This is a genomic window from Pseudomonas sp. BJa3, assembly GCF_026343815.1.
Lineage (GTDB): Bacteria > Pseudomonadota > Gammaproteobacteria > Pseudomonadales > Pseudomonadaceae > Aquipseudomonas > Aquipseudomonas soli.
The window spans coordinates 44,087-60,785 of record NZ_JAOXMC010000011.1; the positions used below are offsets into that span (position 1 = coordinate 44,087).

14 protein-coding genes and 1 pseudogene are annotated in these 16,699 nt (G+C 52.2%); all 15 read left to right on the forward strand.

From position 1 onward, the window contains the following. Positions 1 to 39: 39 nt before the first annotated feature. The 15 genes and pseudogenes from rpsA to OH705_RS15370 all read left to right on the forward strand — a co-directional run bounded on the left by rpsA (position 40) and on the right by OH705_RS15370 (position 16,448). Positions 40 to 1,716, forward strand: a complete 1,677-nt coding sequence (rpsA, locus tag OH705_RS15300) for a 30S ribosomal protein S1 (protein ID WP_023630827.1) — start codon at positions 40 to 42, stop codon at positions 1,714 to 1,716. A gap of 110 nt (positions 1,717 to 1,826) precedes the next feature. Beyond that, positions 1,827 to 3,044: pseudogene (locus OH705_RS15305) on the forward strand (IS3 family transposase). A gap of 317 nt (positions 3,045 to 3,361) precedes the next feature. After that, positions 3,362 to 3,658: an integration host factor subunit beta gene (gene ihfB, locus OH705_RS15310; protein ID WP_139672864.1), complete on the forward strand. Its 297-nt coding sequence runs from the start codon at positions 3,362 to 3,364 to the stop codon at positions 3,656 to 3,658. A gap of 18 nt (positions 3,659 to 3,676) precedes the next feature. Continuing rightward, positions 3,677 to 3,928 (forward strand): DUF1049 domain-containing protein, encoded by a 252-nt coding sequence (locus OH705_RS15315; protein ID WP_267302463.1) that lies wholly within the window; start codon positions 3,677 to 3,679, stop codon positions 3,926 to 3,928. 558 nt (positions 3,929 to 4,486) lie between these two features. Next, positions 4,487 to 5,545 carry an LPS O-antigen chain length determinant protein WzzB gene (locus OH705_RS15320; RefSeq protein ID WP_267302465.1) on the forward strand — a complete coding sequence of 353 codons (1,059 nt, stop codon included), beginning with the start codon at positions 4,487 to 4,489 and terminating at the stop codon, positions 5,543 to 5,545. 877 nt (positions 5,546 to 6,422) lie between these two features. After that, a complete protein-coding gene (locus OH705_RS15325; RefSeq protein WP_267302466.1) occupies positions 6,423 to 7,754 on the forward strand; it encodes a Wzz/FepE/Etk N-terminal domain-containing protein in 1,332 nt (443 codons plus the stop codon). Between the two features lie 120 nt (positions 7,755 to 7,874). Then, a complete protein-coding gene (locus tag OH705_RS15330) occupies positions 7,875 to 8,855 on the forward strand; it encodes an NAD-dependent 4,6-dehydratase LegB (RefSeq protein WP_267302467.1) in 981 nt (326 codons plus the stop codon). Between the two features lie 9 nt (positions 8,856 to 8,864). Then, on the forward strand, positions 8,865 to 10,016 hold the full coding sequence (locus OH705_RS15335; RefSeq protein ID WP_267302468.1) for a LegC family aminotransferase: 1,152 nt from the start codon (positions 8,865 to 8,867) through the stop codon (positions 10,014 to 10,016). After that, a complete protein-coding gene (gene neuC / locus OH705_RS15340; RefSeq protein ID WP_267302469.1) occupies positions 10,013 to 11,170 on the forward strand; it encodes a UDP-N-acetylglucosamine 2-epimerase in 1,158 nt (385 codons plus the stop codon). Before OH705_RS15335 ends, neuC begins: the two co-directional genes overlap by 4 nt. Before the next feature lie 3 nt (positions 11,171 to 11,173). Then, on the forward strand, positions 11,174 to 12,259 hold the full coding sequence (gene neuB, locus OH705_RS15345; protein ID WP_267302470.1) for an N-acetylneuraminate synthase: 1,086 nt from the start codon (positions 11,174 to 11,176) through the stop codon (positions 12,257 to 12,259). Continuing rightward, positions 12,256 to 12,924 carry an acetyltransferase gene (locus OH705_RS15350; protein ID WP_088851827.1) on the forward strand — a complete coding sequence of 223 codons (669 nt, stop codon included), beginning with the start codon at positions 12,256 to 12,258 and terminating at the stop codon, positions 12,922 to 12,924. The genes neuB and OH705_RS15350 overlap by 4 nt, the downstream gene beginning before the upstream one ends. 21 nt (positions 12,925 to 12,945) lie before the next feature. After that, positions 12,946 to 13,992: a nucleotidyltransferase family protein gene (locus OH705_RS15355; RefSeq protein WP_267302471.1), complete on the forward strand. Its 1,047-nt coding sequence runs from the start codon at positions 12,946 to 12,948 to the stop codon at positions 13,990 to 13,992. Beyond that, positions 13,989 to 15,002: a Gfo/Idh/MocA family protein gene (locus tag OH705_RS15360; protein WP_267302472.1), complete on the forward strand. Its 1,014-nt coding sequence runs from the start codon at positions 13,989 to 13,991 to the stop codon at positions 15,000 to 15,002. The genes OH705_RS15355 and OH705_RS15360 overlap by 4 nt, the downstream gene beginning before the upstream one ends. After that, a complete protein-coding gene (locus tag OH705_RS15365) occupies positions 14,999 to 15,700 on the forward strand; it encodes a cytidylyltransferase domain-containing protein (RefSeq protein WP_139672831.1) in 702 nt (233 codons plus the stop codon). The genes OH705_RS15360 and OH705_RS15365 overlap by 4 nt, the downstream gene beginning before the upstream one ends. Then, complete coding sequence (locus tag OH705_RS15370) at positions 15,690 to 16,448, forward strand: oxidoreductase (RefSeq protein WP_267302473.1); 759 nt, start codon at positions 15,690 to 15,692, stop codon at positions 16,446 to 16,448. Before OH705_RS15365 ends, OH705_RS15370 begins: the two co-directional genes overlap by 11 nt. Positions 16,449 to 16,699: the final 251 nt, after the last annotated feature.

Sequence of the window (16,699 nt, forward strand, 5' to 3'; positions counted from 1 at the left end):
CTATGGGCGTCTTTTTCGCCCGAATCTACAGGAATTAAAATGAGCGAAAGCTTTGCAGAACTCTTTGAAGAAAGCCTGAAAACCCTCAATCTTCAGCCGGGTGCAATCATCACCGGTATCGTTGTCGACATCGACGGCGACTGGGTTACCGTACACGCTGGCCTGAAGTCCGAGGGTGTCATCCCGCTCGAGCAGTTCTACAACGAAACCGGCGAACTGACCATCAAGGTCGGTGACGAAGTTCACGTTGCGCTGGACGCGGTCGAAGACGGCTTCGGCGAAACCAAGCTGTCCCGTGAAAAAGCCAAGCGCGCCGAGTGCTGGATTGTTCTGGAAGCTGCTTTCGCTGCCGAAGAAGTGGTCAAGGGCGTTATCAACGGTAAGGTTAAAGGCGGCTTCACTGTCGACGTTAACGGCATCCGTGCGTTCCTGCCGGGCTCCCTGGTTGATGTCCGCCCAGTGCGCGACACCACCCACCTCGAAGGCAAAGAGCTGGAATTCAAGGTCATCAAGCTGGACCAGAAGCGCAACAACGTTGTCGTTTCCCGTCGTAGCGTCCTGGAAGCCGAAAACAGCGCCGAGCGCGAAGCTCTGCTGGAATCGCTGCAGGAAGGCCAGCAGGTCAAAGGTATCGTCAAGAACCTCACCGACTACGGTGCGTTCGTTGACCTGGGCGGCGTCGATGGTCTGCTGCACATCACCGACATGGCCTGGAAGCGTATCAAGCACCCGTCCGAGATCGTCAACGTTGGTGACGAGATCGACGTCAAGGTCCTGAAGTACGATCGTGAGCGCAACCGCGTTTCGCTGGGCCTGAAGCAACTGGGCGAAGACCCATGGGTTGCTATCAAAGCCCGTTACCCAGAGAGCACCCGCGTGACTGCTCGCGTTACCAACCTGACCGACTACGGCTGCTTCGCTGAGCTGGAAGAAGGCGTTGAAGGTCTGGTACACGTTTCCGAAATGGACTGGACCAACAAGAACATCCACCCGTCGAAAGTCGTTCAGGTTGGCGACGAAGTGGAAGTCATGGTTCTGGACATCGACGAAGAGCGTCGTCGTATCTCCCTGGGCATCAAGCAGTGCAAGTCCAACCCATGGGAAGACTTCTCAGGCCAGTTCAACAAGGGTGACAAGATCACCGGTACCATCAAGTCGATCACCGACTTCGGTATCTTCATCGGCCTGGACGGCGGCATCGACGGTCTGGTTCACCTGTCCGACATCTCCTGGAACGAAGCCGGCGAAGAAGCCGTGCGTCGCTTCAAGAAGGGCGACGAGCTGGAAACCGTCATCCTGTCGGTTGATCCAGAGCGCGAGCGCATCTCCCTGGGCATCAAGCAGCTGGAAGACGATCCGTTCTCCAACTTCGTTTCGATCAACGACAAGGGCGCTATCGTCAAAGGTATCGTCAAGGAAGTTGATGCCAAGGGCGCTATCGTGACCCTGGCCGACGACATCGAAGCTACTCTGAAAGCTTCCGAAATCAGCCGTGACCGCGTTGAAGACGCTCGTAACGTGCTGAAGGAAGGCGAAGAGATCGAAGCCAAGATCATCAGCGTCGACCGCAAGTCCCGCGTCATCAGCCTGTCCATCAAGTCGAAGGACGATGCTGAAGAGCGCGAAGCCATCCAGAGCCTGAAAAACGCTCCGGAAGCGGCTGCCGACACCACCATGGCCGCGCTGCTGCGCGAAGCTATGGCCAAGCAGAACTGAGTTCTGTTTGATCGGTAAAAAGGGCGACCCTCGGGTCGCCCTTTTTTGTGCCTGTGTGTCCCGTCCTGAATAAGGTTTACACCTCCCATCCCGAATTTCCGGAGAGTCAGATGGATCAAGGTGTAAAGCGCACACAGCGTGATTACTCGCTGTCTTCTAAATTGGCAGTAGTCGATCAGATCGAAAAAGGCGAGCTGACCTGCACCCAGGCCCGGGAGCGGTACGGCATCCAAGGAAAATCTACGGTTCTGGTATGGTTGCGTAAGCACGGTCGGCAGGATTGGAGCCAGGGGGCCTCGATCCGCGACGAGAGGAGCTGCGCGATGTCTGACCCCAAAACGCTCACTCCAGAGCAGCGAATCAAAGAACTTGAGCAGCAGCTTGCTGATGAGCCAGAAGGCTCAGTTCTTTGAGACGGTCGTTGATGTTCTAAAAAATGAATACGGTGTATCGGTCGTAAAAAAGCGATCCGGCAAGTCCTCACGCAAGGTCAAGTTGCAGGACTGAGCATTGCCAGGGCTTGTCAGTTTCTAGGCATCAGTCGACAGGCTTACTACAAGCGCAACCAGGCCGCTGATGACAAAAAGCGCCAGACGGATCGAGTGATTGAGTTCGTACAGCAAATCCGGATGCGTCAGTCTCGTCTGGGGACACGCAAGCTGCACTATTTGCTGCATTGCCAACCTGACAGACGAGTCCAGGTGGGCCGAGACAGGCTTTTCCAGGTCTTGGGTGAGCGCCGCTTGCTAGTACTGTCTAAGCGGGCGTATCACAAGACAACACAGAGCTTTCATCGCTTTTACCGTCATCCCAGCTTACTTAAGCCCGGTCCAAGCCAAGTCGTACCGACAAGGCCAGAGCACGTCTGGGTGGCCGACATTACTTATCTGCCCGCACGTAACGGCCCGCTGTATCTGAGCCTGGTAACGGATGCGTACGCTAGGAAAATCGTTGGCCACCACGTCCATGAAAGCCTGCATGCCGAGTCGGTGGCGCAAGCTTTCAAGCAGGCATTACGGAAGCGACGTCATCGCCAGCCATTAGTCCACCATTCGGATCGAGACATCCAATACTGCTCGGTGCTATACCAGTCACTGCATCAACGGCACGGCGTTCAGTGCTCCATGACCGATGGGTATGACTGCTACCAGAACGCGCTGGCCGAGCGAATCAACGGAATCCTCAAGACGGAGCTGCTGTCGAGGAGCCCTGAAGATCGTGAGCAGGCGAGGAAGATGGTTGATGAGGCAGTGCAGATCTACAACACAGAACGGCCCCATATGGCCCTGAAAAACAAAATGCCCGATGCGGTGCATCGGGCGTTTTGAGGCCTGTCGGCCTACCTGGACGGGTGTAAACCTATTTCAGGACTAGACAGTGATTTGCCTGGAGGAGCCAAAACAGCTTGTTCCTACAGGGTTTGTAGATATTTCTGTGCTCGTGGGCGATGTGTGGGCCGTAGGCTTTACCACTCGCCTGTAAAGTTGCGTCGCAGTGCGCTCGCGTTCGTGTGGGGGGGATAGCCCGTGCTGCGCCTTATCTTGAATTTTTTTGTTTAGTCAAGAACCACCCTGTTCAAATCCGCCGGAGCGTGCTACAAACTGATTAAGCAATGATCTAGCTGCTTGATAACGAAGGGAAAAATATGACGAAGTCGGAGCTGATCGAACGTATTGTCACCCATCAGGGGCTGCTCTCGTCCAAGGACGTCGAGCTGGCCATCAAGACCATGCTTGAGCAGATGTCGCAGTGCCTGGCGACCGGGGATCGTATCGAGATCCGTGGCTTTGGCAGCTTTTCCCTGCACTATCGCGCACCGCGGGTAGGGCGCAATCCCAAGACCGGCCAGTCGGTCAGCCTCGAAGGTAAGTATGTGCCGCATTTCAAGCCCGGTAAGGAGCTGCGTGATCGGGTCAATGAAGATGAGCATGTGACCCATTGAGTGAAAAGGAGTGATGTGATGCGTAGTCTCAAGCGTGCCCTGACGGTGCTGTTCGTGCTACTGCTGGCGGCTGTGGTGTTGTTCTTCGTGCTGGAGAATCGTCAGGATGTTTCATTGATCATGTTTGGTTGGGTTGCACCGGGTTTTCCCGTGGCGGTGCTGGTATTGGCGACTTTGCTTGTTGGGTTGGTTGTCGGTACATTATTTGGTGCTTACGGATCGAGGCGTGAGAGGCACAGGGTGCATCCTGCAGCATCGCATAACAATTAAAAGAATTTTCCTACATATGAGATAGACTTCTCCCTTTGTCGGTGGGGGTAATGCTAATTCCGTTCTCTTGCTGGACTGGCTGGGGTGTCTTTACGGGGGGGGCGTCAGGGCTGGTCAAGCTGCGACGGATATCTCTCTTGTTCGATTCGCAATGGGCTGCATTCATTTTCTGTTTTTCACTCTTCCTTCAATCTGCTTGAGCATATTTGCTGGTTGCTCAGGTAGGCCTTGCATTGCGCGTAGTGGTGGCTCGTCGTCGGGGCGCCAAACATCTGAATCTGCTCCAGCAAGTCAATAGTCATCTATCCTTAAGATGATCGGTTGTGGTGTGTAAGTTCAGGTCGGGCAAGGTAAGGAGTGTCACAAGCTCGCGGCACCTCTCTGCTGGGCTTGGGCGCGTTGATCGGTTCGATGGAACTAAGTTTCGGTTGAGTGCTCCATGAATGGCTAGTCTCATGCATGGGGTGGGGCATTTCACAATGCCATCTACTATGCTGGGGGATGGTTAAGAATTTGACTTGTGCTCAAGATTACACGGACCCAAGGAATTAGAGAGAAATGCGCAATGAACGTGAGCACCGGAGTGGTGGCGAATCTGACTTGTTCGACTTGCTTGAGTGGCTGTGGTTGCGAAAAGTCACAATATTTCTCGCTGCCCTTGCGGGAGGGGTGCTGGCGGCTATATATGCGTGGATGGTTGCTCCTGTATATGAGTCTAAAGTCATCGTGCAGCCGCCCGTGCAGACTGATATCGCTCGATTAAACTACGGTAGAGGAAATGGAAGTGGCTTAAGTTTGTTTTCGGTCAAGGATGTTTATGGTGTATATGTTCGAAATCTTCAGTCCGAATCCTTGTCTAGAGACTTTTTCTTGAAATATTACCTTCCCAGTCTGTCAAGTCGGGAGCGCGCGGGATCGCAGGATGGACTCTATCGTCTTTTCAAAGAGGCTGTGACTCTTAAGGGGGATGGAAAGGAGGCGTCTGGGCGTTTCACTGTTGTGGTGCGCTCTTCTGATGCTCGGCGCTCAGTAGATTGGGCGCAGGCGTTTGTGGAGATGGCGGCAGCCCGTACAAAGCTTGAAGTGATCGAGGATGCTCGTTCGGATGCTCTTGTGCTGGCTGAGAGTCTTGAGCAGCAGGTCGAGATGGCCAGGGAAAGTACGGCCAGGCAGCGCAAGGACCGCATTGCTCAGTTAAAAGAGGCGTTGAAGGTTGCGCGGGCGGTGAATATTGTGTCTCCGCCTATTGTCTCTAATAGTTTGTATGGTGGGTTGTCAGCCGATGAGGGTGGGGCGCGGCTGTATATGAGGGGTAGCAGGGCTCTGGAGGCGGAGATCGACAACCTGGCGAATCGAGTCTCGGATGATTCGTTCATTGATGGGCTTCGGAGTCGTGAGGGGCAAATTCATTTTCTACGTAAATTGAATGTTGCTTCGGAGGGTCTGCAGGTCTTTCGCCAGGATGGGGGTGTCGAGTTGCCGGATGCTCCGATCAAGCCTAAAAAGCTGCTCATCGTTGTGCTCGGGGTGATGCTGGGGGCAGTGTTGGGGGTGGTTCTGGCTCTGCTTTCTTATCTGAGAGGGAATCTGCATCGCTTTAGGTGCAAGAGCGAGTAGATAATTGATTCGTGAGTAGTATTGGAAAGGGGGGGCGGTCCTTCAGGGTTGAGCTGTAGCCCCTTTCGCTCGGTTGCCTCCAAAAAATATCATTCATGTGTCGGGGTGGCTTGTCTGATTCATTAGTGAGTGCAGGCAGATTAGTTTGGCTCTGATTGCGGCGCTATGGCTGGTCGCTTTATAAATAAGATGGATTGTATTTTCTGTGCGGTAGCGGCTGCGTGAGCCTGAGTAGATGATTGATCTTCATCTTGGCTCGCTCGGGTCCGAGCTCTCCAGGTGTTCTCGTTTCCTTGGTTTCATTGCCCTTTCTGTGGATGGTATTGGTTATCGTATGTCCACTCTTCGAGGCAGTGAGATCTTGAGTGTCGAATTTGGCGTGCGGCTGCTTTAGCGCTTGGTCGGTGGTTGGTTTGGTTGGTTGCGAGTGTGCAAATAGGCCGTGGCAAGGGGGGGGTGGCGGGGCGTGGTGCTCATGCTGCTCATGCTGCTCATGCTCATGCTCATGGGTTGGGGTAGCGTGTCCATAGCGCTCTGCTCATCAGGCTGTATCGGGTGGCGAAGCTTGATTCGTCGATGCTCTGCAAAAAACTGCGCCTATGTCAGGCCGGCTTGGGAAGTTAAATATTGCTTGCGGGGCTGATGGGGGCTATGGAAAACAGGCGTCCAGAGGCTTCGAGGGTGTTTTAGAGGATGTCATCGGACGCAAAGGCGGTTGCCTGGCCTCATTGCGGCAAAAGATTTGAGTTTTGTCAGAGGTGTGGCAAAATGGTAAGTCTTGCTCCATCTGGCTAATGGGGGTGGTGTGTGCGCTATCCTCGAGTGCTGATCGAGATTAGCCTGTAGGCGAATACGGATTAATTCAAGGCAGGTAATTGTGGAAAGTCTAGGTGGTGTTTCTCTTTCTCGTCGTGTTGAGTTTGATCTGTTTATTATTGCTCAGACTATTTGGCGGCAGCGCTTGTTGGTTGCGACTGTGGCGTTGGTTTTTACGGCGATGTGCGTGGTCTATGCTTATTTCCTGGCGACGCCTGTTTATCAGGTAAAAAATATATTACGCCCTGCTTCTCAATCCAGTCTAGATGCGTTGAAAAGAACGGGGCTCTACGACGTTTCTCCTGTGTCGGCACTGCTTCGGTTCGGCGCGGCATTGGAGTCATATGATATTCGTAAGAAATTTTACGAGCAGCATCAAGATCTCTTTTCCCCTTACAAGCGCGCTGGGCTCACAGATGAGCAAGTGCTTCGGATGTTTAACACCGAGATGCTCAAGGTTGTAATGCCTGTTGCGGAGCGGGACTTTGGGCAGGGGCGTCTGCAAATCACCATGACCTATCCTGAGGGGGTCGATGGTGTTCGTATGCTCAATGACTACGTCGCATTCGTTGTGAAAGGAGAGGAGGAGGCTGTTCGTCACGATGTCGAGAGTACCCGACGTAGTCGAGTGGAAGGGTTGGCCTCCCAGATCGACTCCTTGCAAATGGTGTATGAGCACGAAAAATCTGCGCAGATTGCTAAGTTGCGTGAGCAAAATATCCTTCGGCGTGCGGTTTTGCAGGATGAGCTGGGTGCACTTCGTGTTGAGCTGAAAACGCAGCGGGCCAATCGACTGCATGAGCTGGAAGAGGCCATTGCGGTGGCCAGGTCTTTGGGGCTTAAGCGCCCAACGACTGCATCGCTCCTGGGTGAGTCGGGTATGGCAGCGGGAGGGAATGTCATTCGCACCGAAATCAGCAGTCAGAAGGAGCCGCTTTACTTTCTTGGCACGGACGTGCTCGAGGCGGAGCAAGCAGTCTTGCGCAAGCGTGATTCTGATGACTTTACCAACCGACGGGTTGCCGAGATACAGAAAGAACTTCAAATGTTGAGTGTTGACCGGCAGATTGAAGTGCTCCAGCGACGTAAAGAGGACGCTTTGTTCGTGGCAGGGACGAGTGCTAAGCGTACGGAGCAGGCGCTTCTCGGAGCACAGGACTCGACATTGGCGGGGTTGCGTCTGGTGGAGGTTGAGCAACCGGCGCTGGCGCCGTCGGAGCCCATCAAGCCGATGAGGCTGATTTTGATTTCTTTTGGAGCGCTTCTCGGTGTGATCGTAGGCGCTATAATGGCTGTTTTGCGACGTTATGCAGCGCTCAGAAACGTACCGTTTACGTCTGATAGGCCGAAGATTGTGGAGGCTAGCATCCAGGCGCTGAAGGCGGTAGATTGAGTCTTCAGTAGCTCATGGTGCCGGGTGGTTGCAAGCCTATTGCCATCTTTTGGTGAAATGATACGAATTTTCTGATGCTCATCTCGGTGTGTCAGTATTGAAATGAATTAGGGTCAGTGCATGAAGAAAGTATTGGTTACCGGGGCAGATGGTTTTATTGGTTCTCATCTGACAGAGCTCCTTGTTCGAGAGGGGTTTGAGGTCAAGGCGCTCTCCCAGTATAACTCCTTCAATTACTGGGGTTGGCTTGAGGATGTGGATTGCCTGGGTCAGGTAGAGATCCTGAATGGTGATGTGCGCGACCCTCATTACTGTAAGCATATTACCAAGGGTGTAGATACTGTTTTTCATCTGGCGGCACTGATTGCGATTCCTTATTCCTATGTGGCCCCCGATAGTTATGTTGATACTAATGTAAAGGGTACGCTTAATATTTGTCAGGCGGCGCTTGATAATGGTGTTGGGCGCGTGATTCACACTTCTACTAGTGAAGTGTATGGGACGGCTCAGTATGTGCCTATTGATGAAAAGCATCCCATCCAGCCGCAGTCGCCCTACAGTGCGTCGAAGATTGGCGCTGATGCCATGGCGATGAGTTTTTTCAATGCTTTTGATCTTCCGCTGACGATAGCGCGCCCCTTCAATACTTATGGGCCACGTCAATCGGCCAGGGCGGTGATCCCGACTATCATTACGCAAATTGCCAGTGGTAAGAAGGAAATAAAGCTGGGTGATGTATCGCCTACGCGCGACTTTAACTATGTGGCTGATACTTGTCGCGGTTTCCTCGAGCTCGCGCAATGCGAGAAGGCTGTCGGAGAGACAGTTAATATAGGCTCGAACTATGAAATCTCAGTGGGTGACACGCTGGAGCTTATTCGTGAGCTGATGCACAGTGATGTTAAGTTCATTACGGATGAGCAGCGCTTCCGTCCCGGGAAGTCCGAAGTTTTCCGGCTGTGGTGCGATAATACAAAAATTCGAAATTTGACCGGGTTTGAGCCCAGTTTTTCGATTCGCCAGGGTCTGCAAGAAACAATCGATTGGTTCACTAAGCCAGAGAATCTGGCTAAGTACAAGGCTGATCTTTACAACGTTTGAGGACTGTCCATGTTCGAAGCGCTTATCGGTTTTGTCCGAGATCAGTACGCGACAAACGATTTCATCCCGCTTCATGCTCCCACGTTCACTGGAGCAGAAAAGCAGTACGTGGTTGAGACTGTAGAATCGACTTTCGTTTCCAGTGTCGGCGCATTCGTTGACCGGTTTGAGCGAGACATGGCTGTATACACCGGTTCGCCTCGTGCTGTCGCGACCGTGAATGGTACTGCGGCTCTGCACATTGGCTTGTTGCTGGCTGGTGTCAAGCCTGGCGATCTGGTTATTACTCAGCCGCTCACCTTTGTTGCGACCTGTAATGCGATAGCCTATTGTGGTGCAGAGCCAGTTTTTATTGATGTGGATCGTCATACGCTTGGCCTTTCCCCCGCCGCTGTTGAGGCATGGCTTCACGAGAATGCATTCCGGGATATCGACGGCGTCTGTCGTACACGCACTGGCGATCGTGTCCTTCGGGCTTGTGTACCTATGCATACCTTCGGTCATCCTGTTGAACTCGATGCGTTGGTGGACGTTTGTAGTCGTTGGGGCCTGGCTATGGTGGAGGATGCTGCAGAATCGTTAGGCAGTCTCTATAAAGGTCAGCAGACGGGAACGTTTGGCCTGATCGGTACGCTGAGCTTTAATGGCAACAAAATCATAACGACTGGGGGCGGGGGCATGATACTGGCAGGGGAGGCTTTAGCCGTGCGCGCTAAACACCTCACTACGACCGCCAAAGTGCCACATGCTTTCGAATACATGCATGATGAGGTTGGGTACAATTACCGAATGCCCAACATAAATGCCGCTTTGGGGTGTGCGCAACTCGAGCTTTTAGAGGGCTTCATCGCTTCAAAGCGGCTGTTGGCTGAGCGTTATCAGGCATTTTTCTCAGAGACCCCGCTGACCTTTGTGGTAGAGCCGGAGGGGTGCCGTTCCAACTATTGGCTGAATGCTGTTTTGTGCCCAGATGTACAGCAGCGTGATGCATTGCTGGAGTACAGCAATCGTTCCGGTGTTATGACGCGGCCCATTTGGCAGCTAATGACTCACTTGCCAGCATATTCTCATTGCCTGCGCGGAGAGCTGCCGAATGCTCAATGGCTGGAGGAGCGTATCGTTAATTTACCCAGTAGTGTTTTGCCGGAGCATGCAGTTTGAAGGTCAAGGTGGCGATTTTCACTGGGACGCGCGCCGAGTACGGATTGCTGCATAGCTTGATGAGCGATGTTAAGGCAAGTGCGCGACTTCAGCTCCAGGTCGTCGTTGGAGGTATGCATCTGTCCCCAGAGTTTGGGGATACATGGAAAGATATCGAGCGTGATGGTTTTCCAATTGATGCAAAAGTAGAGATGCTACTTTCCTCCGATTCGGATGTGGGGGTCGTCAAATCTATAGGTGTAGGCATCTTGGGCTTTGCCGATGCCCTGGATCGCCTTCGTCCAGACGTGCTGGTGGTTCTAGGTGATCGTTTTGAAGCGCTGGCAATCGTTCAGTCTGCGTTGATTATGAAAATACCGGTCGCACACCTCCATGGAGGGGAAGTGACAGAAGGTGCCTATGATGATGCTATTCGTCATGCGATCAGTAAACTATCCTATCTGCACTTTGTATCGGCCGAGCCTTATCGCCAGCGAGTTATTCAGCTGGGTGAGTCCCCCGATCGGGTTTTCAATGTTGGAGCGATTGGGATCGACCACTTGAAGCGTACCCCGTTGATGGGGCGTGATGAGCTTTCCGAAAGCCTCCAGTTTGATATCTCGTCACCGTTCTTTTTGGTGACGTATCATCCTGTGACATTGGCGGAAGAAAGTCCGGAGTTCAGCTTCAGGGCGCTGCTGGAGGCATTGGATCGTTTTCCTGAGCATAAGGTGATTATCACCTATCCTAATGCTGACAATGGCGGGCGAGCAATCATCCCGATGCTAGAGGCCTATGCTCATCAATCCGCCGGTCGAGTGCTTGCTATTCCGTCGCTTGGTTTCAAGCGTTACCTGAGTGTTGTAGCGTTGGCCGATGCCGTAGTGGGTAACTCTTCTAGCGGTATCATTGAAGTGCCCTCATTTCACGTGCCGACTGTCAATATAGGCGTCAGACAAAAAGGGCGGTTGGCCGCCAAGTCGGTGTTTGACTGCAAGCCAGAGGTCGAAGCTATAGTAGGGGCGTTACGTCATGTTCTGACGGCAGATTTTGAACTGCTTTGTCAGTCGGTTGTAAACCCCTATGGATGCGGTGATGCTTCGAAGCAGATTGTGAGCGCTCTTGAGCGCTTCCAACCCGCCACCATTGTCAAGCCATTTTACGACTTGAGTTAAATTATGAAATTATCGAGTGACCAATCAGTCTTCGTTATTGCTGAAGCCGGTGTCAATCATAATGGCAAGCGCGAGCTGGCATTTGAGTTAATCGATGCCGCTGCGCAGGCAGGTGCGGATGCGGTAAAGTTTCAGACGTTCGATGCCAAGCGGCTTGCTTCGAAATCGGCTCCAAAAGCTAAGTATCAAACACGTAGTACTGACGCCGATGAAAGCCAGTTGGCGATGCTGAGACAGCTCGAACTGCCCCAAGAGTGGCATTATGAATTGCAAGCATATGCGCGATCCCAAGGCATTCAATTTCTTTCTACAGCGTTTGATACGGGGAGTTTGAAATTTCTGACTGAAATGGATTTGCCCGTATTCAAGGTGCCCTCCGGTGAGTTGACAAATGGCCCTCTACTGTGGCAGTTCGCCAAGACTGGAAAGCCGTTGATTCTTTCCACTGGAATGGCAACGCTGAGCGAGGTAGAGCAGGGGCTTGCTATTGTAGCGCATGCGTTGAATAGCGATTCTGAGCCTGGTTGCATGGAGGAAGTCTGGCGCAACTGGAGTCTGCCTTCCAGTCGACTTCGGCTGCAGGGGCATGTCACATTGCTTCATTGCACCTCCCAGTATCCGACTCCGCCCGAAGAGGTTAACCTCTTGGCAATGGATACACTTAGAGCTTTTGGGCTCGCAGTAGGCTATTCGGATCACACAGAGGGCTGTCTTATCCCCATCGCTGCCGTGGCTCGAGGAGCTACAGTGATAGAAAAGCACTTCACTATTGATCGAGGCCTACCAGGACCTGATCACAAGGCATCGTTGGAGCCCCACGAGCTGAGTATGATGGTGAGCCAGATACGTTCATTGCAACTGGCGCTGGGGGATCCCTGTAAAGCACCACAACCCAGTGAGTGGGACACCAGAAAGGCTGCGCGCCAGCAGGTAGTTGCAGCTCGAGATATTGCTGTCGGTAGTGTTATCTCGAGAGACGATCTCACTACTGCTCGTAGCGGCTTCGGATTGCCGCCTACTGTGTTGTGGGAGCTGGTGGGCAGCACGAGCAAACGGGCCTTTTTGGCAGGTGAGACTCTGGAAAAATGAAGCCGTTCGCCCATGAGGACATGCCGCTGGTCCTGCTTGGAGCAGGTGGGCATGCAAAGGTGCTAAGGTCACTGATCGATGTTTCTGGGCGAAAGCTCCTTGGGGTTTGCGATCCTAATCTTGTCCATGCAGGCACGAGTCTCTGGCGAGGAGTCAAGGTGCTAGGAGGAGATGAAGTGCTCGATGGGCTCGACATCTCAAGTGTTGGGTTGGTCAATGGCGTCGGCCAACTCGTTGGCAAGGACCTCCGCCAGCGCATCTATGATAAGGCTCGGGCTTTAGGTTTCGTTTTTCCGCCGCTGATTCATCCCAGTGCATGGGTAGACGAATCGGTCGAGTTAAGCGATGGCGTTCAAATCATGGCGGGGGCCATTGTTCAGCCGGACGTGCGAATAGGGGCGAATTCGACTATCAATACGCGGGCTAGCCTAGATCATGATTGTACCATCGCTTCGCAGGTCCACATTGCCCCTGGGGTTGTTCTGTGTGGTGGCGTGACGGTGGCTCATGGCTCATACGTCGGTAGCGGTGCCACGGTTACACCAGGTGTTGTAGTTGGCGAACATGCAGTGATTGGTGCAGGCACGGTTGTCGTGAGAGACGTGCCGCCTCGCAGCGTCATCAAAGGGCCTTCGGTTTACCCTCGCCCGTTGCGGGAAGGCTGATTTTTCTAGAGAAGGAATGCAATGAAGCAGTGGGAAAAAACGCTTATCAGTCCTGGTTGCACTATTGAAGAGGCGATTGCGACTCTAGATCGTGTTGCTGTTCGTATTGTGATGATTGTAGATGGTCACCGGCAGCTTCTGGGAACTCTCACTGACGGAGATGTAAGGAGGGCGCTGCTTAAACAGTGCCCCTTGAACACGCCTGTGCATCAAATCATGTGCACGACACCACGTACCGCTGAGCGCGATTGGGGGACGGATCGCATCCTGTCAGTGATGGAAAAGTACTCGCTTTTACAGTTGCCTGTGCTGGATGAGCAACGAAGAGTCATTGGCCTGCAAACACTGCATGACTTGCTGAATAAGCCCCGATTAGATAATCCGGTTTTCTTGATGGCTGGTGGTTTTGGTACCCGTTTGCGACCATTGACCCAGCACTGCCCGAAACCCTTGCTCAAGGTCGGAGAAAAACCCATCCTTGAAATCATACTTGAACGGTTTATCAGTGCTGGGTTCCATCGTTTTTTTATTTCGACGCATTACATGCCGGAAATGATTCGAGAACATTTCGGTGATGGAAGCCAGTGGGGAGTTGAGATCCGCTATGTTCATGAAGAGCAGCCTCTAGGCACAGGAGGGGCTTTGGGCCTCCTGCCTCAGGACGAAATCGACATGCCTCTGTTCCTGATGAATGGCGATTTGTTGACAACCCTAAATTTCCTGAATTTATTGGATTTCCATGAGGGCAATGGTGCCGTAGCGACCATGTGCGTTCGAGAGTATGAATACACTGTACCCTACGGTGTAGTTGAGAGTGAAGGGCACCGGATTCGATCAATGGTTGAGAAACCGGTTCACAAGTTTTTCATTAATGCGGGGATCTATTTGTTGTCTCCTGAGCTTGTGAAGAGCGTAAGGCCAGGCACGCATATTGACATGCCAACATTGCTTGAACAGCAGATTGCGCAGCAACATCATGTGAATATGTTCCCTGTCCACGAATATTGGTTGGATATTGGTCGTATGGAAGATTTTCAGCGTGCCCAGCAGGAATTTTCGAGCTTATGACCATTCCTGAGCGTTTTGTCGTCGTGGGCAGTGGGAGTATTGCTCGCCGCCATATGAGCAACATTCGCGCCACCTATCCCGAGGCCTCGATACAGTGTGTTTCCGCGTCGGGTCGTGAGCTGAATATCTCCGAACTTCCGGAGAGTGTCATGGCTTGCCCGTCCCTGGCTCATACCATTGAAGGTGGGCCGGGTTATGCCATTATCGCATCTCCCGCGCCACTTCACGTTACACAAGCGGCGCTACTATTGTCTGCGGGTTTCACGGTACTAGTGGAAAAGCCTCTGAGTGATTCCCTGATCAACTTCAGAACCCACGCGGAAACTTTGCGTCTTTATAATGACAAACTCGCAGTGGCCTACAACTTGAGATTCATGCCGTCTGCGGCTGTGGTCAAGGCTGTTGTAGAAAGCACAAGCTTAGGCTCTATTCTCTCTGTCTCGAGCGAGGTGGGCCAGTACCTTCCTGATTGGCGTCCAGATAGTGATTATCGGAAGAATGTTTCTGCGCAGCGAGCGCTGGGCGGGGGCGCACTGTTGGAACTGAGTCATGAGCTCGATTATATACAGTGGTTATTTGGACGGATTGAGTCTGTTTATTGTCATGCGCGGACATCCGGTCGTTTACAGCTTGATGTCGAGGACACTGTAGATGCACTGATGAGAACCCAAGAGGGTTACATCGTGAATTTACACATGGACTTCCTGCAGCGAGCGCCCGTTCGGCGGTGTAAGATCGTAGCGGAAAATGCGACGCTGGAGTGGGATATCCTCGAAAATCGAGTTGTATTGAGAAACCGTGGTGGAGTAGATAGCGTTCTTCATGATGATCCGGAGTATGACCGGAATCAAATGTATGTTGACGAACTGAATGCGTTCGTTGATATGGCACATGGCAGGCGGGCACCGTGGGTTACCTTGGAGCAAGGCATTGAAACTCTCAGGCTCGTAGAGGCGCTAAAACAGTCCTCTACAACAAGTTCTGTCATCGTCATGAGGGAGTTTCAATGACTAGGGTATACGCATTCGTTTTTGCACGGGGAAACTCCAAAGGGTTGCCCGGAAAAAACATCAAGCTCCTTGGCGGCAAACCGCTGCTGGCAAGATCTATTGAGGTTGCCAAAGCGCTGCCTCAAATAAGCAAGGTATTTGTATCCACTGACTGTGAAGCGATCGCCTCTGTCGCCAGGCAGTATGGTGCAGAAGTCATTGAGCGCCCTGACGAACTGGCAACCGATCATGCCTCTGAGTGGCACGCCTGGCAGCACGCAATACGCTACTTAGAAAGTAGAGGTGAACACTTCGACCTTTTTGTGAGCTTGCCGGCTACCAGCCCGCTGCGTAGCAAGGAGGACGTGTTGCGTTGTCTTGAGGCTGTAAAAGCTGAGGTTGATGTGGTGGTTACCGTTACCGAGGCGGCACGGAGCCCATATTTTAATATGGTGGTGCGTGATGATGAGGGACTCAGCTCTCTCGTGTGCGCTGATAGGACATTTCATCGTCGTCAAGATGCACCAAAAGTCTATGACATGACCACGGTTGCTTATGTCGTCCGGCCTGAATTTGTTCTTCAGCAAGAAAAACTTTTCGCAGGTACTGTCAGTTCAGTTATCGTTCCGCGAGAGCGGGCTGTCGATATAGACGACATCTATGATTTTAAATTGGCCGAGATATTTCTCGCGGAAGCGGAACTGAAGAATGTTGAATAATAAGAAAATACTGGTAGCAGGCGCTGCTGGATTGTTGGGAAGTAGCTTGGTATGTCGGTTACTGGACGAAGGTGCCCAGGTTGTGGCTGTCGATCTGGAGGAAGCGCGACTGCTTGATCGTTTGAGCGCGTCCGGCTATTCAACCAATCCGGGATTGACAGTATGCGCCATGGACATTGGCAGGAAAGCCGATGTTGTTGATTTTTTCAGCAATACCCGTGGGCTGGATGGCGCAGTAAACTGTGCCTACCCGCGCAACAAGCAGTACGGTCGAGGCTTCTTCGAGGTGGAGCTAGAGGACTTTAATGATAATGTTTCGATGCACCTTGGTTCGTCATTCTTATTTATTCAGGAATGTGCGCGCTACTTCAAGCGGAGTCAGCGGGAGTTTTCGCTTGTAAATATTTCATCCGTATATGGTGTCATTCCGCCGAAGTTTGAAGTATATGAAGGGACGCCAATGACCATGCCGGTGGAGTACGCCGCGATAAAGTCGGCATTGATCCATCTGAGCAAATACGTGACCACATTTGTTTCTGATAGCCGTTTCCGCTCTAATTGTGTAAGTCCGGGTGGTATTCGCGATAAGCAACCTGAGGCGTTTCTGAGTCGATATAAAAGTTCTTGTCTGGGCAAAGGGATGCTGGATATCGAAGATGTGCTTGGAACTATTGTGTTCTTGCTCTCCGAACAGTCGCGCTATGTGAATGGACAAAATATTGTAGTAGATGACGGCTTTACATTGTGACCGTCCAAGGTTGAGCCTAATGAGTCGCATAAATAACACGCCTGAGCTTGTGATATTGCGCAAGGACGTTCTGCGTAAATGATACTAGTTGCCATACTGTTTATATTGTTTTCCTTTGTTCTTTTCAGGAACAAGAGGATCATATGTCCGTCTAATGTCGTTTTTGGTAATTATTTTTTATATCTGGTATTTCCCGCGACACTCTTTTATGTCCTGGAGTGGTTGTCTTGGGATTACGTATTGCCATGGGG

Excerpts from the sequence above, each read along its gene's own strand:
- rpsA (WP_023630827.1), top strand. The coding sequence starts at position 40 with ATGAGCGAAAGCTTTGCAGAACTCTTTGAAGAAAGCCTGAAAACCCTC.
- OH705_RS15350 (WP_088851827.1), top strand. The coding sequence starts at position 12,256 with ATGAAGCCGTTCGCCCATGAGGACATGCCGCTGGTCCTGCTTGGAGCA.
- OH705_RS15315 (WP_267302463.1), top strand. The coding sequence starts at position 3,677 with ATGCGTAGTCTCAAGCGTGCCCTGACGGTGCTGTTCGTGCTACTGCTG.
- OH705_RS15320 (WP_267302465.1), top strand. The coding sequence starts at position 4,487 with ATGCGCAATGAACGTGAGCACCGGAGTGGTGGCGAATCTGACTTGTTC.
- OH705_RS15370 (WP_267302473.1), top strand. The coding sequence starts at position 15,690 with ATGTTGAATAATAAGAAAATACTGGTAGCAGGCGCTGCTGGATTGTTG.
- neuB (WP_267302470.1), top strand. The coding sequence starts at position 11,174 with ATGAAATTATCGAGTGACCAATCAGTCTTCGTTATTGCTGAAGCCGGT.
- OH705_RS15365 (WP_139672831.1), top strand. The coding sequence starts at position 14,999 with ATGACTAGGGTATACGCATTCGTTTTTGCACGGGGAAACTCCAAAGGG.
- OH705_RS15330 (WP_267302467.1), top strand. The coding sequence starts at position 7,875 with ATGAAGAAAGTATTGGTTACCGGGGCAGATGGTTTTATTGGTTCTCAT.
- OH705_RS15335 (WP_267302468.1), top strand. The coding sequence starts at position 8,865 with ATGTTCGAAGCGCTTATCGGTTTTGTCCGAGATCAGTACGCGACAAAC.
- ihfB (WP_139672864.1), top strand. The coding sequence starts at position 3,362 with ATGACGAAGTCGGAGCTGATCGAACGTATTGTCACCCATCAGGGGCTG.
- OH705_RS15355 (WP_267302471.1), top strand. The coding sequence starts at position 12,946 with ATGAAGCAGTGGGAAAAAACGCTTATCAGTCCTGGTTGCACTATTGAA.
- OH705_RS15360 (WP_267302472.1), top strand. The coding sequence starts at position 13,989 with ATGACCATTCCTGAGCGTTTTGTCGTCGTGGGCAGTGGGAGTATTGCT.